The following is a 21,804-nucleotide window of genomic DNA, read 5'->3' as shown; positions in this document are numbered from 1 at the left end:
GAAGCCGGGCTCAGGTACCGGGGTGTCCGGCTACCTGAGCCCGTCGGCTCCCGCTAGGTCTCCGGGGTTGGGGTGGGGGTTTCGGCCGCGCTGCGCAGATCGGGCGCGCTGGGCGGTTCCGAGACCCCGATCGGGTCGGGCAGGATCTCCGCGCTGTGCGCCGTGTCGGCGGCGAGCAGCGGCGCGTCCGGGAGCGGTGGCCGCGGCTGTTCGCGGATGACCACCGCCGTGCCGTACGCGCAGAGTTCCATCCACATCTCGCCCACCTCGCGATGGTCGAAACGCATGCCGATCACGGCGTTGGCGCCGAGCCGGCGGGCTTCTTCGCCCAGATTGGCCACCGCCTCCGTCCGCCACCGGGTGAGGTTCTCCGGGGCTTTCGGGTCGTATGCCCCACCGCGGAGGTTCTTCACCCCTTCGCGGTACGGGTTTCGGGTTCGGGCCATCGATGACACTACTTCGCCGAGGACTGCGCGGATCTCGTACCCGGGAAGGACATCCGTCGTCACGACCAGCACGTGTTGATGCTGGCAGAGCCGGGGTGGTGGCAATTGTGAGGTGTGTTCACGTCGGCTCATGCTGCAAAACCGCGCGCGCCGGTAGAACGACGTGGGGGGCGTGCAACGGCCCGCAACCTCGTGTGAAGCGTGCAAGGGCATTCTCGCGCCGGTACGCCCCGAGCGGCGAAAACATTGCCGCGAGCAGGTGAAACGGCGCGGCGCGGACGGCCGGGGTGATCCGGAACGTCCGCGCCGTACCCCTGAGGAGGACTTAGACCCCGGCCACCGAGCTGATCCAGGACCGGTTGTAGGCGACACTGCCGTAGTTCTGGATGTTCACGCCGTCGGCGGTGGAGGCGACGCCGACCTGGGCACCGTTGTAGAACTCGGGGCCGCCGGAGTCACCGCGCCACGCGTTGCCGTTGACCCGGGTGCTCCGGATCGCCCGGCCGCCGTACGCGTCGGTCACGTTGGTGCTGGTGACCCGGACGTTCGCGGTCTTGAGCGTGGTCGAGGCGCCGCAGCCCTCGTAGCAGGTCATGCCCCAGCCGTAGATCGAGTTGGTCGAGTTGACCGGCGGGTAGCTGCTGGAGAGCGTCACATATGAGGTGCTGATCGCGGTCGAAAGCTGGAGCAGGGCGAGGTCGTAGCGGGTCGAGTACGACGAGACGCCGCTGGTGACGCCGCCGGAGGTCCGATTGACGCTGCCGACCCGGACCGACATGGTGCCGCTGACGCAGTGCCGGGCGGTGAGCACCCAGCGGGACGCGATGATCGTGCCGGAGCAGGTGAACGAGCCGTTGCTGAACACGGCCGCGGCCCAGGGGGCGGACGAGACCGTGCCACCGCCGATGATCAGCGGGGCAACCGGCTCGTTGCTCGCGGAGGCGGCGGAGGGGGCGACGAGCGCACCGACGAGGGCGGTGGCGACCGTCACCAGGGTGAGGCGGATGCGCATGAACAGGGGCTCCTTCCGGGGGGTGGCGCCCGGGGTTTCCGGGTCGGGTCGAGCCGCCGACGGCGGGTGGGTGTCCGCCGTACGGTCTTGAAGATCAAACGTTTGGTGTGACGAACCAGACGTTCGACGCCACACGCTAAGACGTTCGTCGTTCATCCACAAGAGTCAAATCGAACCCTCCCGATATGATCTCCGCGCACCGACCGCCGGGGTCGAGAAAGATCACCACCGGTACGCCCGTCGGTGCTCGTGATCACGCCGGTGGGCGGCGGGTGTGCGATTTTCCACAGGGTTGTCCACAGGGCGGCCGGTGCGTCGGCCGAGCGCTCTGCCAGGTAGGCTTGCCCCGCTCGCCCCTATGGGCCGGCACCCAACTGCGTACACAGTCAGGAGTGCCCAGTGCCTCGCGTCGTCGTCGACGTCATGCTCAAGCCGGAGATTCTCGATCCTCAGGGCCAGGCCGTCGCAAACGCGCTGCCTCGCCTGGGCGTCAGTGATGTCTCCTCGGTGCGCATCGGTCGGCGCATCGAGATCGAGTTCGCCGGTGAGCCCGACCTTGATCGAGCTCGGGAAATCGCGGACAAGCTGCTGGCCAACCCCGTGATCGAGGACTTCTCGATCCGGGTGGCCGATGCCGAGGATGAACATCCGTGACGGCCCGGATCGGTGTGGTGACCTTCCCCGGGTCACTGGATGACGGCGATGCCGCCCGCGCGGCGCGCATCGCCGGGGCGGACGTGGTCCGGCTCTGGCACGGCGACCGCGACCTGCACCAGGTCGACGCCGTGGTGCTGCCCGGTGGCTTCTCGTACGGCGACTACCTGCGCTGCGGCGCGATCGCCCGATTCGCCCCCGTGATGGAGTCGCTGGTCGACGCCGCCCGCGAGGGGATGCCGGTGCTCGGCATCTGCAACGGCTTCCAGATCCTCTGCGAGGCGCACCTGCTTCCCGGCGCGCTGACCCGCAACCAGCACCTGCACTTCCGCAACCGGGACCAGTGGCTGCGGATCGAGGCGGTCAAGACCGCCTGGACCAACACGTTCCAGCCCGAGCAGGACGTGCTCATCCCGGTCAAGAACGGCGAGGGCCGGTACGTCGCCGACGCGCACGTACTCGACCAGCTCGAGGCCGAGGGCCGCGTGGTCGCCCGCTACCAGCGCGGCAACCCGAACGGCTCGCAGCGCGACATCGCCGCGATCACCAACGAGGCGGGCAACGTGGTCGGCATCATGCCGCACCCCGAGCACGCCGTGGAGGCGCTGACCGGCCCCTCGCTCGACGGCCTCGGCTTCTTCACCTCAGTCCTCAAGCACCTTGCGGGAGTGCCGGCATGACGACCCAGCCCGACACGGCGTCGAGCGAGGTCGGTGGGGTGACCCCGCCGACCGACCAGCCCACGCCCCGTGCGGCCGAGTCCGCCCCGGAAACCCCGGCCGGCGGCCCCGTCCCCACCCCGGTCGCGGCGACCTTCCCGCCCGCGCAGGCCAGCGGGGCGCACGCCGCCCCGAGCGCCTACCCGGACGACCTGGACACCGTCGAGCGGGCCGTCGACACCCCGGAAGAGCTGCAGCCGTACCCCGAGCTCGGCCTCCGTGACGACGAGTACGACCGGATCCGGCAGATCCTTGACCGCCGGCCGACCCAGGCCGAGCTGGCCATGTACTCGATCATGTGGAGCGAGCACTGCTCGTACAAGTCGAGCAAGGTGCACCTGCGCCAGTTCAGCGAGAAGGCACCGCCCAGCGACCGGATGCTCGCCGGCATCGGTGAGAACGCAGGCGTGATCCAGATCTCGGACAAGCTCGCGGTCACCTTCAAGGTCGAGTCGCACAACCACCCCAGCTACGTCGAGCCCTACCAGGGCGCGGCGACCGGTGTCGGCGGCATCGTCCGGGACATCCTCGCCATGGGCGCCCGCCCGATCGCGGTGATGGACTCGCTGCGCTTCGGTGCCGTCGACCACCCCGACACCGCCCGGGTGCTGCCCGGCATCGTCGGCGGTGTCGGCGGGTACGGCAACTGCCTCGGTCTGCCGAACATCGGCGGGGAGATCGTCTTCGACCCGTCGTACCAGGGCAACCCACTGGTCAACGCGCTCTCCCTCGGCGTACTGCCGGTCGACCGGCTGCAGAACAAGGCAGCGGCCGGCGCGGGCAACATCGTCGTACTGATGGGTGCCAAGACCGGCCGGGACGGCATTGGCGGTGTCTCCGTACTCGCCAGTGCCACTTTCGACGAGGGCAGCGAGCAGCGCCGCCCGGCCGTGCAGGTGGGCGACCCGTTCACCGAGAAGCTGCTGATCGAAGCCTGCCTGGAGCTCTACGACGCCCAACTCGTCGTCGGGATCCAGGACCTCGGCGGCGCCGGCCTCACCTGCGCCCTGACCGAGACCGCCGCCGCGGCCGGCACCGGCATGCGGGTCTGGCTGGAGCGGGTCCCGCTGCGCGAGCCGTCGATGACCCCGCACGAGATCCTGGCCAGCGAGTCGCAGGAGCGGATGCTCCTGGTCGTCACGCCGGAACAGCTCGAAGCCGTACTCAAGACCGCCGAGAAGTGGGGCGTGCTCGCCACCGCCATCGGCGAGGTCACCCCGGCCCAGGCCGACGGTGAGCCGGGCCGACTGCTGATCACCTGGCGCGATCACACCGTGGTCGACGTACCGCCGGGCTCGCTGGTCGACGACGGTCCCGTCTACGCCCGCCCGATGCGCGAGCCGGCCGACCTGATCCTGCTCCAGGCGGACCGGGCCGAGACGCTGCCCCGCCCGGCGACGCCGGAGGCACTCCGCGAGACCGTGCTGCGCATGATCGCGTCGCCGAACCTCGCCGACAAGTCCTGGGTCACCGAGCAGTACGACCGCTACGTCCTCGGCAACACCGTGCTGGCCCAGCCGGAGGACTCCGGCGTGATCCGGTTGGACGAGGAGACCGGCCTCGGCGTCGCGCTCTCCGTCGATGGCAACGGCCGCTACGCCCGGCTGGACCCGTACAACGGGGCGAAGCTCGCGCTGGCCGAGTCGTACCGCAACGTCGCGGTCACCGGCGCCAAGCCGGTCGCCGTCACCGACTGCCTGAACTTCGGCTCCCCCGAGGACCCGAGCGTGATGTGGCAGTTCGCCGAGGCGGTACGCGGCCTCGCCGACGGCTGCGCCGAACTGGGCATCCCGGTCACCGGCGGCAACGTCAGCTTCTACAACCAGACCGGCGCCGCGGCCATCCACCCGACCCCGGTGGTCGGTGTGCTCGGCCTGCTCGACGACGTGGCGCAGCGGGTGCCGATGGGCTTCGCCGCCAAGTCCGGCGGCGACCACGACGTGGTGTTCCTGCTCGGCGAGACCCGGCTGGAACTGTCCGGCTCCGAGTGGGCGTGGGTCACCCACGAGCACCTCGGTGGCGTACCGCCGCGGGTCGACCTCGCCAGTGAGCGGGCCCTGGCCGAGCTGATCGCGGAGGCGGCCCGGCTGGGTCACCTGACCTCGGCGCACGACCTGTCCGACGGTGGCCTCGCCCAGTCGCTGGTCGAGTCCAGCCTGCGGCGCGGCGTCGGCGTCAAGATCGCGCTGCCGGACGAGTTCAGCGCGGGTTCGATGCCGTTCGTCTACCTGTTCAGCGAGTCGGCCGGTCGGGCGCTGGTGACCGTGCCGCGCGGCCAGGACAAGGCCTTCCAGGCGCTCTGCGAGGACCGCGGGGTGCCGGTGACCGCGCTCGGGGTCACCGACCCCGCCGGTGGCGCCGTGGACGTACGCGGCCAGTTCAACCTGGGCCTGGACGAGCTGCGGGCGGCCTTCGAGTCGACCCTGCCGCGGCTCTTCGGCGACGTCGCCGGGACCGTGTCGGACACCCCGGTGGCACCGATCGTCGGCACCGAGCCGGTTGACGCGGACGAGTCCGCCGTACCGGACGAGACGCCGGCAGCCGGCGAACCGGCGGTCGACGAGGCGCCGGTGGCGCAGCAGCAGGCAACCGCAGAGGAGCCCGCGACGGAGGCTTCGGCCCCGGTCACGGGCGACTGACACGTTGGTCGGCACCGTCTACGCCCAACCCGGATCCGGGGCCCGCTTCGACTGGGGGCTGGGCGGTGCCGCCGAACTCGGCCGGGTCTGTGCCGCCCTGGTCGTGGTCGACGTACTCTCCTTCACCACCGCGGTGGAGGTGGCGGTCAGTCGCGGGATCAGGGTGCACCCGTTCCCGTGGGGCGCCCAGGCGGCCGATTACGCCCGTCGGGTCGGCGCGGTTGCGGCGGTCGGGCGAGGTGCGGTGACCCCGGAACAGCCGTGGTCGTTGTCGCCGGCCGCGTTGCGTACCGCACCGGTGGTGCCCGATCTTGTGTTGCCGTCACCGAACGGTTCGGCGATCTGCGCCGCGGCCAGTGCAACCGGCGTGCCGGTGGTCGCGGCCTGCCTCCGTAACGCACCCGCCGTCGCGCGCTGGCTCGTCGACCAGGGGTACGGCACCACGCAGGCGCCGGTCGGTGTGATCGCAGCCGGTGAACGTTGGCCGGACGGCACCGTACGCCCCGGGGTGGAGGACCATCTCGGGGCTTCCATGGTGCTCGACGGGCTTGCCACGGTTCCCGGTGGACTGTCGGTGGAGGCTGCGGTCGCGTTGGCGGCGCTGAGTGGCGTACCGGACCTGCCGGCGGCGATCAGGGGCTGCGTCTCCGGCCGTGAACTGGTCTACCGGGGTTTCGAGGCGGACGTGGAGATCGCCGTACAGCTCGGTGTCTCCAACGTGGTGCCGCTGCTCCGGGACGGAGTCTTCACCGCCGCTGCCTGAACCGACGTGCCGCAGCTGTAGTTTCGTGACTGTCCTACGTCGGCTGTCCTCGTCGGAGCACGGCCTGAGGGAAGTACGGACTGAACGGGCTGGCCGAGAGCCTGCTCTCGGCCAGCCCGGATGATCAGTCGTCCAGCCAGTCCAGCGAACGACGCTCGCCGCCTCGGTTCTGCTGCGGTGGCCCGGCTGCGCCGCCCCGGCCGCCGTGCCCGCCGCCCTGCGCCGACTCGTCGTAGTAGCCGCCGCCCTGCTGCTGGTCGTAGCCGCCGCGGTCGTCGTATCCACCGCGCTGGTCGGCGCCACCACGCTGGTCGTAGCCGCCGCGCTGGTCGTATCCACCGGCCTGGGGCTGGTCGTAACCGCCCGCGGCCGGACCGGCGCCGTAACCGGGCTGGTCACCGTAGCCACGACCACCGGCGCCGTAACCGTCGGCACCCTGCTGGTCGTAACCGGCGCCCGCGGTCGGCGCACCATAGGCACCGCCGCCGCCACCCTGGCCGTAGCCCTGCTGGCCGCCCTGGCCGCCGTACGGCTGCTGGTCGGCGCCGTACGCGCGGGTGCCGTCGTTGCCGCCGGCACCGTAGGCACCGCCACCACCCTGTGCGTACGGGTCGGCCGGCGGGGCGTACTCGCTGCCGCCCGCACTGGGACCGTCGTAGCGGCCGGTGGGCTCGTCGTAGCGGCCACCCGGAGCCGGGGTGGGCGGGTAGGGGCCACCATTCGGAGCGGCCGGCGGGTACGCACCCGGTGCCGGGGGGTACCCCGCGCCGGGCTGCTCGCCGTAGTTGCCGCCGCCGTAACCACCTGCACCGGAGCCCGGTGCCGCGCCGTAGCCGCCCGCGCCGGAGCCGGGGGTGTTGCCGTACCCGGCGCCGGAGCCCGGTGCGTTGCCGTAACCGGCAGCGCCGGGTGCCCCGCCGTAGCCGCCGGCACCGGAGCCGGGCGCGTTGCCGTACTCGGAGCCGGGGGCGCCGCCGTAGCCGTTGGCCGGGGCGCCGTAACCGGCGCCGGAGCCCGGGGCGTTGCCGTAGCCGGCACCCGAACCCGGTGCGTTGCCGTAGGCGCCGCCCGCGCCCGGTGACGCGCCGTAGCCACCGGCGCCGTATTCGCCGCCGCCCTGCGGTGCGCCGCCGTAGCCGTAGCCGGCGCCCTGTCCGGCGGCGCCGTACGTCGACGCCTGCGGCTGCTGCGAAGGCAGCGGTGCGCCGTACGGGTCCGGGAACTCGTCGTCCACCAGGGGGCGGTTGTGCATCATGGTCGGCGCGTCGGCCAGCGAGGTGTTCCGGTTGATCGCCGTCGCGTCGTGACCCATACCGGCGCGGTTCGCGACCCGGGTCGGGTCGGAGCCGCTCTGGTACCCGCCGACGGCACCCGCCGCGGCCCCGGACCGGGGACCGTTCGGGTCGTCGTCGTCCTCGTCCGAGTTTTCCTTGCGCCGCATCCAGAGCAGCACGATGGCGCCGACACCGAGGGCGACCAGCAAACCACCGACGATGATCAGCAGCCAGGAGCCGAGGCCCCCGCTTGAACTAGTCTCGGTCGTGGCCTGCTGTCCGGGGGCGTCGCTACCGTCGGCCGCCGGATCGCCCTCTTCGGTCGGGACCGCTTCCTCACTGGCCGGTGCCTCCGCGCTGGCGGACGGCGAGGCGTCGGTGAGCGCCAGCGCGATGCGCTGGTTGGTCAACGTCTGGTTGGCGGCAGCCGTGATCTTCTTCTTCTGGATCTTGTCGTTCAGACTGGCGCCGAGGTCGATCTGCCCGGGGCTGATCGGTGCGCTGGCGGTGCCGAGGAACTTGAAGCTGCCACTGGAACTCGTGGTGGCGTCGTAGCTGTGGCCCTGCGAGTCGATCAGCACGACCGAGGCGTTCGGCACCGGGTTGCCGTTCGTGTCGGTGACCCGGCCCGAGATCTCCTTGACCGTGGGCGCCGCCGCCGGCTGCGTCGGCTGCTGCGGCTGCTGCGGCGCGGCCTTGACGGTAAGCGAGAAGTCCTTGGTGGCGACGTCGCCTGACGGCCCACCCTGTGCCCGCACCGTCACGGACGTGGCGTTGGCCGCAGCGGCGTTGTCGTTCGCCTTGAGCGTTAACGCGATGGGCTTCTGCGAGCCCGGCACGACGGTCGTCTTGCCGCATCCACCGGAGCATGTGACACCTGGGGGCAAGCCAGTGACGCTGATGTCTACCGTGATATCGCCATCTTTGGTGGTGACACGCACACTGACTGTGGTGTCACTGCCGGCAGAGACCGTGGCAGAGTTGGCAACCTCAAGATCTGGTTCTGCAGCTAGGGCTGGTGCCGAGGGGAGAGCGAGCAGGGCACTGGCTGCCAGCGCCACGACCACACCGGCCCGTCGCTTCCAGGCATGTCGGTGTGTTGTCACGTCCACCGCCTTCCGGTCTGACTTCTCCGGCCGACTCAATTCCGGCCAGGGTTCACTACCGTACGAGTACACCGTCGGCAACTATGCCTTGTTCGAGTGGACTCGCGCGACCCAGGGGCAGCGTCAATTGACACGACGGCAGGTCGTATCGTCCCGTCGTGTCCTCTCCGTACAGTAAGTCCTCACTGGTGGTGGCTGCGGTCGCAGAACTCGACGCTGGCCGTACCCCGGAGCGTGAGCTGCTTCGGGACGCGGTCCGCGCGCTCCTCGCGGAGCTGGCCCGGCGCGCACCTGGCCGTTCGGTGGAGGTGCGGGTTCCACCTTACGGTGCGGTTCAGTGCGGAGCCGGGCCGCGACACACCAGGGGTACGCCGGCAAACGTGGTGGAGCTGGATCCGGTGACCTGGATCCTGCTGGCGACGGGTCGGCTGGGATGGGCCGACGCGGTCGAGGCAGGACGGGTACGCGCCAGTGGGAATCGTGCCGACATATCTCCCTATATCCCGCTCGAATAGCGCATTCTCCGCCAATCGCCCGTGACTTTGAGCAGTGATAAGGTGACTTTCTGTATTGTCTCCGGCTCGCGTACACTGTTCGGCGACGGAACTTCCAAATTCCCGCGCGCTAGGCGAGTCCGAGCAGATCCGCATCGAGCAGATCAGCCTTCAGTTTGAGGAGCGGCAGGTGCCCCGAGGCGACGGCCGGTTGAGTCACGAACTCGACCCCGAACGGCCCGGCCCGCGAGACGCCTGCGGCGTGTTCGGCGTCTGGGCGCCCGGTGAAGAGGTCGCGAAGCTGACCTACTTCGGTCTGTACGCGTTGCAGCACCGGGGTCAGGAAGCGGCCGGCATCGCCGTCAGCGACGGCTCGGGTGTGGTGGTCTACAAGGACCTCGGCCTGGTCGCCCAGGTCTTCGACGAGCCCACCCTGGCCAGCCTGCGCGGGCACCTCGCGATCGGGCACGCCCGCTACTCGACCACCGGCGGCTCGACCTGGGAGAACGCCCAGCCGACGATCCGCAGCAACACCGCCGGCACCACGATCGCGCTGGCGCACAACGGCAACCTCGTCAACACCGCCGAACTGGCCAAGGAGTCCGCCGCACGCGGCATGGACTCCTCGGACGGTTCGACCTCGGACACCGCCCTGGTCACCGCGCTGCTGGCCAGCCGCCCGGACCTCTCGGTCGAGGCTGCCGCGCTCGAGGTGCTGCCGATGCTGCGTGGCGCGTTCAGCTTCGTGTTCATGGACGAGAACACCCTCTACGCCGCCCGCGACCCGCACGGTGTCCGCCCGCTCGTGCTGGGCCGGATGGAGCGCGGCTGGGTGGTCGCCAGCGAGACCGCCGCACTCGACATCGTCGGCGCGAGCGTGGTCCGCGAGGTGGAACCCGGCGAGCTGATCGCGATCGACGAGCACGGCCTGCGGTCGGCGCGGTTCGCCGTACCGGAGCCGAAGGGTTGCCTCTTCGAGTACGTCTACATCGCCCGGCCGGACACCACCATCGCCGGCCGGAACGTCTATTCGACCCGCGTCGCCATCGGGCGGCAACTGGCCAAGGAGCACCCGGTCGAGGCGGACCTGGTGATTCCCGTACCGGAGTCGGGCACGCCGGCCGCGATCGGCTACGCCGAGGCGTCCGGTATCACCTACGGCGCTGGGTTGATGAAGAACCCGTACGTCGGGCGGACCTTCATCCAGCCGTCCCAGACCCTGCGTCAGCTCGGCATCCGACTCAAGCTCAACCCGCTGCGGGAGAACGTGCGGGGCAAGCGGGTGGTCGTGGTGGACGACTCGATCGTCCGCGGCAACACCCAGCGCGCGATCGTCCGCATGCTGCGTGAGGCCGGCGCTCTCGAGGTGCACGTCCGCATCTCCTCGCCGCCGGTCAACTGGCCGTGTTTCTACGGCATCGATTTCGCCACCCGGGCGGAGTTGCTGGCCGACGGGCTGGACAACGAGGGCATCCGCCGGTCGATCGGTGCGGACAGCCTCGGCTACGTCTCGCTGGCCGGCCTGATCGCGGCGACCGAGCAGCCGAAGACGCGGCTGTGCCGGGCCTGTTTCGACGGGGAGTACCCGATCGAGCTGCCGGCCGGGAACCTGATCGGCAAACACGTACTCGAAGGGGTAGGGCGTCGGGTCGCGGACCAGGCACCGGAGCCCGCAGAGCAGCGCTACCACGGCGGTTCCGACGGAGCCGACGTCGACAGCACCCCGCTACCACTCATCAGCAGCCCGGGCTCGCGTGACGCACTGCAACGCCCGTAATGATCCGACCGGCGCGGCCCACGCCCAGCGTCCGGTGAGTGCCAGAAGTCGAGCGATCCTCGACCGCTACCCGACGCGGCTCGCCGCGAGGAACAAAGGGGAGAACCGTGACGCACGTGACTGAGCGCAATGGCGCAGGTAGCGGGTCGGCCGAGGGCTCCGGCTCCGGCGGCGGCGTGCGCCAGCCCTGGACCGCCGGATCCGGTCGCGCCACCCGCAAGCGCAGCGTCTCGTACGCCGACGCCGGGGTCTCGATCGAGGCCGGCGACCGGGCGGTCGAGCTGATCAAGTCGAAGGTACGGACCACCCAGCGGCCCGAGGTGATGGGTCAGCTCGGCGGCTTCGCCGGCCTGTTCCGGCTCGACACCACCAAGTACCGCAACCCGATCCTCTCCGCCTCCACCGACGGCGTCGGCACCAAGCTGGTCATCGCCCAGCAGCTCGGCATCCACGACACGGTCGGCATCGACCTGGTCGCGATGGTCGTCGACGACCTGGTCGCGACCGGTGCCGAGCCGCTGTTCCTGCTCGACTACATCGCCACCGGCGAGGTCGTGCCGGACAAGGTCGCCGAGATCGTCGCCGGCATCACCGACGGCTGCCGGTACGCCGGCTGCGCGCTGCTCGGTGGCGAGACCGCCGAGCACCCGGGCGTGCTGAAGCCCGACGAGTACGACATCTCCGCGACCGGTGTCGGCGTGGTCGAGGAGAGTGAGATCCTCCGCCCGGAGCGGGTCGAGATCGGCGACGCGGTGATCGCGATGCGCTCCTCCGGCCTGCACTCCAACGGCTACTCGCTGGTCCGCCACGTGCTGCTGGGCGCCGGCCGGATGCGGCTGGACACGGTGATCGAGGACTTCGGTCGGCAGCGGACCCTCGGCGAGGAACTGCTCACCCCGACCAAGATCTACGCGCAGGACTGCCTCAAGCTGATCGCCGAGACCGAGGTGCGCTCGATCGCCCACATCACCGGCGGCGGCATCCCCGGCAACCTGGTCCGGGTGCTGCCGGAGAACGTGGACGCGGTGGTCAACCGGGCCACCTGGAAGCCGCAGCCGATCTTCGACCTGGTGCAGGCCAAGGGCCGGATCGAGGACCCGGAGATGGAGTCCACCTTCAACATGGGCGTGGGCATGTTCGCGATCGTCTCCGCCGAGGACGCGGACCGGGCGCTGGCCTGCCTGGCCGGTCGTGGTGTCGAAGCGTGGCAGGCGGGCGAGATCATCGAGGGCACCGGCGAGGTGCAGATGATCGGCCAGCACACCCGCGGTTGATCACCGTACGTGCATTCGTGCATTCCTGAGTTTTTGCCGTGATCCTTCGCATACCCGATCAGGACTTCACCCGAGTGGCCACCGCAACCTAGCCTGAGGGGCACCTCAGCTACGGGGAGGAGCGGCTGATGGCTGTCCTGCGGGAAACGTCCACGGGGATGCGGGGCATCGACACCGTGCCCTCGTACGTGGTGATGCAGCCGAACACGCTCTGTAACCTGGACTGCTCGTACTGCTATCTGCCGTTTCGAGCGGATGATCGGAAGATGCCCGTTCCGGTGGCGGAAGCGGTGGCGGGCCCGGTGAACGACTGGGCCCGGTCCGGTCGCTTCTCCGTGGTGTGGCACGGCGGAGAGCCCCTCGCCACCGGGCGGGAGCACCTCGCCACGCTGCTGGCCCCGTTCGACGAGCGGGTCGAGCACCACGTACAGACCAACGCGACGCTGATCGACGACGCCTGGTGCGAGTTCTTCGCCGAGCACCGGATGCGGGTCAGCGTCAGCGTGGACGGGCCCAGGCAGCGCAACTCCGACCGGGTGGGCCGGGGCGGGCGGCCGGCGTACGACCGGATCGAGCGGGGCATCGAGGCGCTGCGGCGCAACGGTGTCGGTTTCTCCGCCCTGTGCGTGGTGACCCGACCCGAGCCCGGCCTCGCCGCCGAGCTGTACGCGTACTTCCTGGACCTGGGGTGCGACGTGCTCGGCATCAACATCGAGGAGATGGAGGGCGTCAACACCCGCCTCAACAGCCACCCGGCGGAGGCGGTCACCGCCTTCTGGGCCGAGCTGGTCACCGCCTGGCGGGAGCGCCCGAGGATTCACCTGCGCGAGGTCGAGTGGTCCCTGCGGTACGCCTCGGCGGTCCTCGACGGCACCGCCGCCGACCTGCTACCGCGGCGGCTCGACCCGATCCCCACCATCGGGTACGACGGCTCGGTGGTCCTGCTCTCGCCCGAGCTGGCCGGCTTCTCCGACCCCCGCTACGGCGACTTCACCAGCGGCAACGTGCTGGCGACGGGGCTTGCGGAGATCCTCGCCGGGGCCGAGCGCCTGCCCTGGGTACGCGAGTTCCTCGGCGGTGTCGAGGCGTGCCGTGCCACCTGCCCCTACTTCGGCTTCTGCGGCGGCGGCCACGCCGCCAACCGTTACTTCGAGCAAGGACGTTTCGACGGTACGGAGACCAACCACTGCCGTAACAGCAAGATCCGCCTACTCGAGGGAGTGTTGGACCATGCTCGAGATCACCAGCCCGCCGGACGCTGAGCCGGCCGGGGGAGCCGTCCCCGACCCGGTCGCCGATCGGGTGCGCGCGGCCCGGAGCGGGCTCACCACGCTGCTACAGGAGGCCGAACAGGCCCGTCGGGAACGAGCGGAGGCGGCGGCGGTGGGCGAAAGTGGCGGCGCGGTCTGCGCGTGGAACCACTTCGAGAACATCCCGACCTTCTACAACTGGAACAACCGGCCACGCTGAACCGGCCGGCGGTCCGGATCGGTCGGATCTGGCACGTCCGACCGGTCGAGGACCTGCCGCGCGGGTCGGACAACGATCCGCACGGCAGACCCTCGACCGGATGGAACCGTGTTGATCTACGGTGTGCCACACCATCCGGACACGCGTGAGCACGCGGGCGTTACCGCGTGCTCAATGTGCCCGACGGAGGTCAGCGGGCTGGAGGCGACCAGGTGTCTGGTTCGTCGTCCGCGTCATGGTCCTCGTCATCGTCGTCGACATACTCTTTGTAGTCGTCGTCGAAGTCGTGGTCCGACTTGCCGCTGCCGCCGAGTTCTCGCTGCAAGGCGGCGAGGTCGGTGTTCGGGGAGTGGTACTTCAACTCCCGGGCCACCTTTGTCTGCTTGGCCTTAGCACGGCCGCGCCCCATGGCTCGACCCCCTCGCACAGAATTCGGGGCAGCCCGAAGGCGGGCCCCGATGACGTCAGGCATCTCTCGTGGCTCTTACGGTACATGGGTATGCCCGCGTTCGGCACCTCGGGTTACCGCCGGTGGTGCCCGCGCGTCGAGGTTGACCCGACCGGGCCATTTTCGGCCGGGTAACGACCGCCTCGGAAAACCGGTCATGACGGCTCGATCACCCTGTGCTGCGGGCTTGCCGTCGAGACCGACCTTAGACCCCGATCGGGGACGAAACGATGCTAATCACCCTGGGTGCAGCCGGTCCGGACGGCGACCGGCGCCCGTCGAAGGGGCGTCGAGGGCGTGAACGCCGGCCGGAGCGGGCTGGCCTGCCTCGCTAGCGGCTCTGAACGGGCCCTCACGGCCCGATCACCCCCGAAGTCGACCGCGGGGGGCTCGGCACCCGGCCGTTACCTCACGGGAGATGACGTGGGCCTGATGAGCTCGCACGTCGTACGCGGTCGGGGGTGACGGTGGTCGGGAGCGGGCGGGCGGGGTCGGGCCCCGGCCGCCCGCAGCCGGTGTCAGGTGAGGTGGATCGAGCGGAGGCGACCGACCTCGGCCATCCGCCGCTCGGCCAGCCGGTCGGCCGCGACCGCCGGCGGCACACCCTCGGCGTCGGCCAGGCGCAGGATCTCGCGGGTGGTGTCGTAGATCCGGGTGGCCCGGAGCTTGGCCCGCTCGAAGTTGAAGCCCTCGATCTCGTCCGCGACCTGGATCACGCCACCGGCGTTCACCACGTAGTCCGGGGCGTAGAGCACGCCACGGTCGGCGAGCTGCTTCTCGATGCCGGGGTGGGCGAGCTGGTTGTTCGCCGCGCCGGCCACGATCTTGGCCCGGAGGGCGGGCACGGTCTCGTCGTCCAGCGCGCCGCCGAGCGCGCAGGGGGCGTACACGTCGATGTCGGAGGTGATCAACGCGGTCGCGTCCGCGACCAGGTCGACCTCCGGGTACGTGTGCCGCGCCCAGTCCAGCGCCTTCTCGTTCACGTCGGTGGCCACCACCGAGGCGCCGTCCTCGATCAGGTGCCCGACCAGGTGCTTGCCGACCTTGCCCAGACCGGACACGCCGACCCGGCGACCGGTGAGGGTGGCCGAGCCCCACTGGTGCTCGGCGGCGGCGCGCATGCCCTGGAACACGCCCCACGCGGTCAGCACCGACGAGTCGCCGGCTCCGCCGTGCTCGACGCTGCGGCCGGTCACGAAGCGCGTCTCGCGCGCGACCACGTCCATGTCCTGCACGTAGGTGCCGACGTCGCACGCGGTGTAGTAGCGCCCACCCAGCGACTGGACGAACCGGCCGTACGCGCGCAGCAGCGGCTCGGTCTTGAGCTGCTCCGGGTCACCCCAGATGACAGCCTTGCCGCCGCCGAGGTCGAGACCGGCGAGCGCGTTCTTGTACGCCATGCCCCGGGAGAGGTCGAGCACGTCGTGCAGTGCGTCCGCCTCGCTGGCGTAGGGGTAGAACCGGGTCCCGCCGAGCGCGGGGCCGAGTGCGGTCGAGTAGATGCCGATGATCGCCTTCAGCCCGGTCGGCTTGTCCTGGCAGAAGACGACCTGCTCATGCCCGGCCGATACCTGTTGGTCGGTGCTGGCGAAAACGCCCATGACTGCTCCTGATGTCGGTGTGCGTCTTTGTGGGACGCGGACCTCTCCGGTGCCGGCGGGGTGACGCCGGTGCTGCCGAGCCTAATATCGGCCGTCGCACCTTGCCGGTACCGACCGGGGACGGTCCGTCCCACCTGGCGGGGACGACGGCCCGGGATCGGGGCCGTCGCGGCAGGGAACTCGGGTTTCATGGGAGGATCGCGCCGTGCCGTCGCTCTTCGCTTCCTACCTGCGGGTGTATGAGCCGTTGACCGCGTTCGACCGGGACCGGCAGATTTTTTGGCGCCGGTACGTCAAGGAGGGCCGGGCGGTCGCCCCGCTGGAGGGCCCGGGCCGGCAGCGTACGGCCGTGATCGAGGCGCTCGGTGCCGGCTGGACCCGGCTGCCCGACCTGCCCGACGAGGCGTACGTGCTGGAGGCCGACGACACCCTGCTGGTCTGCCCGTGGAACCTGCGCGTACGGGTGGCCGAGGCGGCCCTGAGCGCCCGCGACGGTGTGCCGCCGGTGCTCGCCGACGCGTTCGTGCCACCGATCCTCGCCGGACAGGCCAAGGCGGTGGTGGAGGACTTCCGCAGCGGGGCCAGGGTGCTGGAGCACGGGGTGCCCCGGCTGCACGAGCAGATCGCCACCTGGGGTGTGCCGCTGCGCTGGTTCGTCTTCGTCGACCCGGCCGAGCGGGAGCTGACCGTACGGCCGGAGCGGCGGGTGCTGCGCTACCGGACCGAGATCTCCAAGGCCCGGCGGCGGGCTTCGCGGGGGCTGGCGGTGCTGCGCAAGTCGGTCGGGGACGCGCCGATCACCGAGGCGGTGGAGGAGGGCGCCCGCTGGCTGGAGGAGTTCCATCCCCGGTCGGTGGTGGAGTTGGACTACGGCGGCCTGACGCAGTTGCTGCCGGACGAGGCGCTGGCCGACGACGACTCTCCGGCGTTGGTCGCCGAGGGTCTCGCCGGGCTGTCCCGGGGCGACGCGGAAGCCGCTACCGAGGTGTACGAGAAGTTGGTCGCCCGGTGGCGCGCGGTGCAGTTGCTGGAGCGCTGCAACTAGGGGGTTCCGTTAGGGGCTTCCGGTCGAATCCCCTAACGCCTCGGTGTTGATCTTGTTGAATGCGGCTTCCCGACACTTGTTCATGTTCTCCCAGGTCAGAGACTTGGAGAGCGTTTCCAACGTGAGGTTTGCTCGTAATCTTGAGGTTACGATGGGCCACAACGCGCCCGAATAAGACAGGTTTCAGTATAGAAAAGTTGTATAAATCGGTCATTGTTCATCCGTCCATCCAGGGACGTTCGGCCGTTCGGCCCATGTCGGACATCGGGGACTAGCCGGACCATGGGAGACGCGTCGGCCGGCGGGACCCCGGCCGATGTCTATAGGCACCTGTGGAGGAGTGACCGATGGCATCGCGTACGCACGAACCAGAGCCGCTACTCACGCCGGCCGAGGTGGCGTCGATGTTCCGTGTCGACCCAAAAACCGTGACCCGGTGGGCGAAGGCGGGCAAACTCAGCGCAATTCGAACGTTGGGTGGCCACCGGCGTTACCGCGAGTCGGAGGTTCGCGCCCTGCTGCAGGGGCAAATTCCCCAGCAGCGTCAAGGCGACTGACCCCTTACCGGGCCAGCCGCGTTTCGTTTCGTCTCAGGGGCGGCGGAGATACGGGAAACCGTACCCCGCCGCCCCTGAGTCGTGCCGGTGGCGCCCACCCGCGCCCGCCGGCACTCAGCCGGCCGCCACCGCCAGATCGGTCTCCTCGACCAGCTGGCCGTCCCGCAACTGCAGCACCCGGTCCGCCAGCTCGATCAACGTCGGGTCGTGGGTGGCCACCAGCGCGGTCATCCCGCGCGAGCGGACCAGCGCCTGGAGCAGATCCATCATCGCCCGCCCGGTCTCCGAGTCGAGCTGACCGGTCGGCTCGTCCGCGATCAGCAACGGCGGGTCGTTGGCCAGCGCACGGGCGATTGCCACCCGCTGTTGCTGCCCACCGGACAGCTCGTACGGCCGCTGACCCGCGTGCGCGCCCAGCCCGACCATCTCCAGCAGGATCGACACCCGCTGCTCCCGCTCGGCCGCCGGCACCTTCGCCAGCCGCATCGGCACCCCGACGTTCTCCGCCGCGGACAGGATCGGGATCAGCCCGAAGGACTGGAACACGAAACCCATCGTGTCCCGGCGCAGATCCAGCAGGTCCCGCTCCCCGGCCGCGGTCACCTCCCGACCGGCGACGAAGATCCGGCCGGCGGTCGGCCGGTCCAGCCCGCCGATCAGGTTCAACAGGGTCGTCTTACCCGCACCGGACCGGCCCCGTACGGCCACCAACTCGCCCTGGCCGACCCGGAACGACACCTCCCGCAGGGCGTGCACCACCCGGTCACCGGAGCCGTACGACCGGCTCAGACCCTCGACCCGTACCAGGTCCTCGCTGCTCATGGCTGCTCCTTCTGAGGTTCGTCGCCGGGGCGGATCTCCACGTGATCCGGTTGCAGGTTGAGCTTCACCCGGTCCCGCAGCACCAACGCGTCCACGAACGCCGTCGGCAACTGCATCCGCCCGGCCCGGTCCAGCACCGCGTACTCCTCGGTGACCAGTTCCTCGAGCCCGTCCGCGCCGATCCGGGCCGACCGCCGTACCTCGGAGGCGGTTCGGCCGTCGCGGATCGCGACCGTACGACGGACCTGGGTCGCCACGTTCAGGTCGTGGGTGACCACCACCACCGTGACGCCCAACTCCGCGTTGATGGTGCGCAGCGCCCCGAACACGTCGGCCGCCGTCGCCTCGTCCAACTCACCGGTCGGCTCGTCGGCGAACAGCACCTCCGGGTCGTTCGCGACCGCGACCGCCACCGCGCAGCGCTGCTGCTCGCCGCCGCTCATCTGCCCCGGACGCCGGTCCGCGCAGTAACCGACCCCGACCAGGTCCAGCAGCTCCAGCGCCCGCTTACGGGCCGCCCGGGCGGAGGTACGCCGGGCCAGCCGCATCGGCAGTTCCACGTTCTCCCGCGCGGTCAGGTACGGCAGCAGGTTTCGTCCGGTCTGCTGCCAGACGAAGCCGACCGTGCTCCGGCGGTAGCGCAGCCGCTGCTTCGCCGACATGGTCAACAGGTCGAACCCGGCCACCCGGGCGATGCCCGCGGTCGGCACGTCCAGCCCCGAGAGGATGTTGAGCACGGTGGACTTGCCCGAGCCGGAGGCGCCGACGATGGCGATCAGGTCGCCCCGGTCGATCACCAGGTCCAGCCCCTGCAGGGCCACCACCTCGACACCCTCGGTCTTGAAGATGCGTACCAGGCCGTCGCAGACGATGTGGCCACGCAGGCGGTCGTTACCGCCGGCCCGCTCCGCCGCCCGTTCGGCGGCACGGCGTTGCAACGCCGCAAGATCGGGTACGGCGGTGGTCAGGGCAGCGGTCATCAGTTTTCCTCTCCCAGCCGGAGGACCTCGCCGAGGCGCATCCGTCGGTTGACCAGGTTCTCGAACACGAGCGCGGCGGCCAGACCGACCACCACCAGCAGCAGCACCCCGCCGACCAGCAGCGGGTCCAGATGGGTCCGGGCGGCCACCCCGGCGGTGAAGGTGGACAGGTTCAGCGCCGGTCCGATCAGGCCGGGCAGCGCCACCCCGACCACCCCACCGGCCAGCACCGCGGCGCCGACCAGCGGCAGCAACTCGTACACCAGCAGTTGCCGACCCTGCCGGCCGGACAGCCCCATGGTGCGCAGCCGGGAGAGCACCCGTCCCCGGGTCCGCGCCTCGGCGACCACCGCGAATCCGACCGCCAGCAGCGCCAGCCCGCTCCCGCCGAGCGCACCGATCGTGAACGCCAGGGTGAGCAGCTCGTTTCCGCCGGTCCGGTCCAACGCCAACCGGTAGTCGGTCAGGGTGGTCACCGCCGCCGGGGCCAGGAGCGCGTCGACCGGCCTACCGATCACGCTCTCCCGCCACTCTCGCTGCCCGTCGTCCGCGGCCGCCAGCAGCGCGGCCCGGTCGTAGCCGTCCCCGGCGAGCAGGTAACGGGTCGGGTTGATCGGCTTGAAGTCGGGCACCGGCAGCGCCTGCCAGGGCAGCACGACGAACCGCTCGACCCCGATCTCCACACCCGGGAAGCTGGACGCCACCACGCTCGACGTGAAGCCGTAGAGCCGACCCTGCACGTTCACCACCGCGCCGTCGCCGACCTCCGCCGCGATCGCCGGCGAGACCAGCGCCGGCACCGGGCCGTCGGTGCGCTTCGCGTCCCGCAGCGCCGCCGGCACCCCGTCATCCGGTACGCCGCTGCGCCGCATCACGTCGACGAAGCTCGGCATGTCCACCACCAGCACCTGGGTCTGGCCGAGGTCACGATCGGAGGCACTGGGACCCGTACGGAGCCGACGGGCGTTCTCCAGCGAGATCGCGGTCACCGCGTCCACCCCGGGCAGCGCGTCGAGCCGTTCGCCCGTCGACGGGGCGAAGGTGTTCCCGGTGAGCCTGGCGTCGGCCGGGATGGCCTGCTCGCTCGCCTTGTCCCGGGCGTGCGAGATGGTGCTCGCGACCACCCCGCTGAAAACCCCGGTGGTGATCGCGATGACCAGAACCGCGAGCGGGCCGATGGTCACCGGTGCACCCCGCCCGGCTCGGGCCAGCCCGAGGAAGACGACCGCCCCACGGGCCCGCGCGGCGATCTGCCCGACCATCCGCAGCGGCCACGGCAGCACCCGCAGCGCGATCAGGGAGGTGCCGACCGCCAGCAGCACCGGCACCGAAACCAGGTACGGGTCCACCCCGCCGTCGGGCACCAGTCCGCGCCGCCGGAGCAGGAACACCCCGAGCCCGGCCAGTACGAGCACGCTGATCTCGGCGGTGAGCCGGCGGGCCGACGGCCGCTGCCGGATCAGGTCCTGCCGGCGGACCACGAACGTCACCCGACGCTGGCTCGCCATCGCCAGCACCGGCACCGCGGCCGTGGTGATCACGGCGAGCACCGGGACCAGCCACTCGGTCAACGCGGGTCGACCGGGAACCAGGGTGCCGAGCAGCCAGCCGGCGAGTACCGCGAACGGCTGGACCAGCACCGACTCGGCCAGCGTGTGCCTGCCGATGGTCGCCGTCGAGGCGCCCCGGGCGCGCAGCAGGGCCAGTTCCTCGCGGCGGCGTTCCAGCAACAGCCGGGCGGCGAGCAGGATCAGGCCGAGCAGGCTGGCCAGCACCCCGGTCTCCACCACCGCGAGCAGCGCCCGTACGGAGGCGAGTCGTTCGCTGAGCTGTATCAGGGAGACGTCCAGCGAGGTGACGACCGTGGTGCCCGCCGCCGGGGAGGCCCGCTTCAGCCGTACCACCGCGTCGGTCACCGCCTTGGCCTTGCTGGCGTCGAGCCGCGTCTCGTCGATCCGGTAGTGCCAGTCGAGGGTGACCCCGCCGAGGACCGGCCCGGCCGCGTTCATCCCGGCCCAGTCGGTCACCGCGATCGCCCGGAACCGCTCGCCGTCCATCATCGGTATCTGCGGGTCCACCGCCAGTCGCATGGCGTTCCAGACCGGCATGGTGGTGTCCAGCGGCTCGAAGATCCCGACCACCACCACCGGAACCTTGGCGGAGCCCATCAGGGCACCGATCTCGAACCGGCTGCCGAGGGCCAGCACGAGCGCGTTCGCGGTCCGCTGGGACACCGCGATCGGGATCCGCCCGCCCGGCAACCCGGCGGTCGCGTCCGGCCACGTACCGGAAACCATCCGGACGGCCTCCTGCACCCCGGTCTGCGCCCGCAGGCCGAGCCCCGGTTGGCTGTCGCCGTTGAACGGTGGGAAGTCGCCCGACGCGCCCACCGTCTCGGGTTCGATCCCGGCCGAGTACCACTGATCGGTGATCAGACCGGGCAGTGGCTGCGGCAGCTTCTCCCGGTACGGGTCCAGGTCCTCGACCCCGATCTGGGTGGTCTTGGCCCTGTCGATGCTGGCGGTCAACGGCAACGAGATGTCCCGGACCTGGTACGGCAGGTCCGCCACGTCCGCGGCCAGTCCCCGGTCGGCGTACTCGTTGGCCAGTCGGGGTGCACCGGTGAGCAGCGCCGCCGCAGCCAGGCCGAGTACGGCCAGCAGCCCGATCTGCGCGGCGAAGGCACGCAGCCGGCGTACCGGACCGGACCTGTTGGCTCTCAT

The 21,804-nt window shown here is 70.7% G+C and carries 19 protein-coding genes; 11 read left to right on the top strand and 8 right to left on the bottom strand.

Features of this window, described 5'->3' with window-relative positions:
* Positions 1-53: 53 nt before the first annotated feature.
* Together AB0J90_RS17165 and AB0J90_RS17160 are read right to left on the bottom strand one after the other, a co-directional pair.
* On the bottom strand, positions 54-578 hold the full coding sequence (locus AB0J90_RS17165; protein ID WP_363596785.1) for a YbjQ family protein: 525 nt from the start codon (positions 576-578) through the stop codon (positions 54-56).
* A gap of 193 nt (positions 579-771) precedes the next feature.
* Positions 772-1,458, bottom strand: a complete 687-nt coding sequence (locus AB0J90_RS17160) for a DUF1986 domain-containing protein (RefSeq protein ID WP_363596783.1) — start codon at positions 1,456-1,458, stop codon at positions 772-774.
* A gap of 399 nt (positions 1,459-1,857) precedes the next feature.
* Here AB0J90_RS17160 and purS point away from each other — a divergent pair, with 399 nt between their 5' ends.
* Genes purS through AB0J90_RS17140 form a run of 4 tightly spaced genes read left to right on the top strand, consistent with a single transcriptional unit; the run spans position 1,858 to position 6,233 of the window.
* Positions 1,858-2,112, top strand: a complete 255-nt coding sequence (gene purS / locus AB0J90_RS17155) for a phosphoribosylformylglycinamidine synthase subunit PurS (protein WP_326562073.1) — start codon at positions 1,858-1,860, stop codon at positions 2,110-2,112.
* Positions 2,109-2,792 carry a phosphoribosylformylglycinamidine synthase subunit PurQ gene (gene purQ, locus AB0J90_RS17150; RefSeq protein WP_363596781.1) on the top strand — a complete coding sequence of 228 codons (684 nt, stop codon included), beginning with the start codon at positions 2,109-2,111 and terminating at the stop codon, positions 2,790-2,792. Before purS ends, purQ begins: the two co-directional genes overlap by 4 nt.
* On the top strand, positions 2,789-5,470 hold the full coding sequence (purL, locus tag AB0J90_RS17145; RefSeq protein WP_363596779.1) for a phosphoribosylformylglycinamidine synthase subunit PurL: 2,682 nt from the start codon (positions 2,789-2,791) through the stop codon (positions 5,468-5,470). Before purQ ends, purL begins: the two co-directional genes overlap by 4 nt.
* A 4-nt stretch (positions 5,471-5,474) precedes the next feature.
* Positions 5,475-6,233, top strand: coding sequence for a 2-phosphosulfolactate phosphatase (locus tag AB0J90_RS17140; RefSeq protein ID WP_363596777.1), 759 nt, complete (start codon positions 5,475-5,477; stop codon positions 6,231-6,233).
* Between the two features lie 124 nt (positions 6,234-6,357).
* Here the strand turns inward: AB0J90_RS17140 and AB0J90_RS17135 are convergent, their stop codons facing one another.
* Positions 6,358-8,346 carry a carboxypeptidase-like regulatory domain-containing protein gene (locus AB0J90_RS17135; RefSeq protein ID WP_363596775.1) on the bottom strand — a complete coding sequence of 663 codons (1,989 nt, stop codon included), beginning with the start codon at positions 8,344-8,346 and terminating at the stop codon, positions 6,358-6,360.
* Positions 8,347-8,801: 455 nt separating this feature from the next.
* Here AB0J90_RS17135 and AB0J90_RS17130 point away from each other — a divergent pair, with 455 nt between their 5' ends.
* The 5 genes from AB0J90_RS17130 (at position 8,802) to amcA (ending at position 13,628) form a co-directional block, all read left to right on the top strand.
* The gene (locus AB0J90_RS17130) at positions 8,802-9,128 is read left to right on the top strand and encodes a sterol carrier family protein (RefSeq protein ID WP_363596855.1); all 327 of its coding nucleotides are present in this window, start codon (positions 8,802-8,804) and stop codon (positions 9,126-9,128) included.
* Between the two features lie 169 nt (positions 9,129-9,297).
* Complete coding sequence (gene purF / locus AB0J90_RS17125; protein WP_363596773.1) at positions 9,298-10,884, top strand: amidophosphoribosyltransferase; 1,587 nt, start codon at positions 9,298-9,300, stop codon at positions 10,882-10,884.
* 107 nt (positions 10,885-10,991) lie between these two features.
* Entirely contained in the window at positions 10,992-12,158 is a 1,167-nt protein-coding gene (gene purM / locus AB0J90_RS17120) for a phosphoribosylformylglycinamidine cyclo-ligase (RefSeq protein WP_326562080.1), read from the top strand.
* Between the two features lie 158 nt (positions 12,159-12,316).
* The gene (gene amcB, locus AB0J90_RS17115; protein WP_363596853.1) at positions 12,317-13,420 is read left to right on the top strand and encodes a cyclophane-forming radical SAM peptide maturase AmcB; all 1,104 of its coding nucleotides are present in this window, start codon (positions 12,317-12,319) and stop codon (positions 13,418-13,420) included.
* A complete protein-coding gene (gene amcA / locus AB0J90_RS17110) occupies positions 13,389-13,628 on the top strand; it encodes a multiple cyclophane-containing RiPP AmcA (RefSeq protein ID WP_363596771.1) in 240 nt (79 codons plus the stop codon). The genes amcB and amcA overlap by 32 nt, the downstream gene beginning before the upstream one ends.
* Before the next feature lie 190 nt (positions 13,629-13,818).
* On the opposite strand, the gene AB0J90_RS17105 is transcribed toward amcA, so the two are convergent.
* Complete coding sequence (locus tag AB0J90_RS17105) at positions 13,819-14,037, bottom strand: DUF3073 domain-containing protein (RefSeq protein ID WP_326562082.1); 219 nt, start codon at positions 14,035-14,037, stop codon at positions 13,819-13,821.
* Between the two features lie 557 nt (positions 14,038-14,594).
* Positions 14,595-15,677 carry a Glu/Leu/Phe/Val dehydrogenase gene (locus AB0J90_RS17100; protein ID WP_363596769.1) on the bottom strand — a complete coding sequence of 361 codons (1,083 nt, stop codon included), beginning with the start codon at positions 15,675-15,677 and terminating at the stop codon, positions 14,595-14,597.
* A gap of 205 nt (positions 15,678-15,882) precedes the next feature.
* Between AB0J90_RS17100 and AB0J90_RS17095 the strand changes: the two genes are divergently transcribed.
* Positions 15,883-16,722, top strand: coding sequence for a hypothetical protein (locus AB0J90_RS17095; RefSeq protein ID WP_363596767.1), 840 nt, complete (start codon positions 15,883-15,885; stop codon positions 16,720-16,722).
* Between the two features lie 347 nt (positions 16,723-17,069).
* A complete protein-coding gene (locus tag AB0J90_RS17090; RefSeq protein ID WP_007073996.1) occupies positions 17,070-17,279 on the top strand; it encodes a BldC family transcriptional regulator in 210 nt (69 codons plus the stop codon).
* A gap of 114 nt (positions 17,280-17,393) precedes the next feature.
* On the opposite strand, the gene AB0J90_RS17085 is transcribed toward AB0J90_RS17090, so the two are convergent.
* Genes AB0J90_RS17085 through AB0J90_RS17075 form a run of 3 tightly spaced genes read right to left on the bottom strand, consistent with a single transcriptional unit; the run spans position 17,394 to position 21,804 of the window.
* Positions 17,394-18,101 (bottom strand): ABC transporter ATP-binding protein, encoded by a 708-nt coding sequence (locus AB0J90_RS17085; protein ID WP_363596765.1) that lies wholly within the window; start codon positions 18,099-18,101, stop codon positions 17,394-17,396.
* Positions 18,098-19,081, bottom strand: coding sequence for an ABC transporter ATP-binding protein (locus tag AB0J90_RS17080; RefSeq protein WP_363596763.1), 984 nt, complete (start codon positions 19,079-19,081; stop codon positions 18,098-18,100). The genes AB0J90_RS17085 and AB0J90_RS17080 overlap by 4 nt, the downstream gene beginning before the upstream one ends.
* The gene (locus tag AB0J90_RS17075; protein ID WP_363596761.1) at positions 19,081-21,804 is read right to left on the bottom strand and encodes an FtsX-like permease family protein; all 2,724 of its coding nucleotides are present in this window, start codon (positions 21,802-21,804) and stop codon (positions 19,081-19,083) included. Before AB0J90_RS17075 ends, AB0J90_RS17080 begins: the two co-directional genes overlap by 1 nt.

The organism is Micromonospora sp. NPDC049523 (genome assembly GCF_040676775.1).
In the GTDB taxonomy this organism is placed as follows: Bacteria; Actinomycetota; Actinomycetes; order Mycobacteriales; family Micromonosporaceae; genus Micromonospora_G.
The sequence above is the reverse complement of the archived record's forward strand: the minus strand, read 5'-3'. Positions and strand labels throughout refer to the sequence as shown.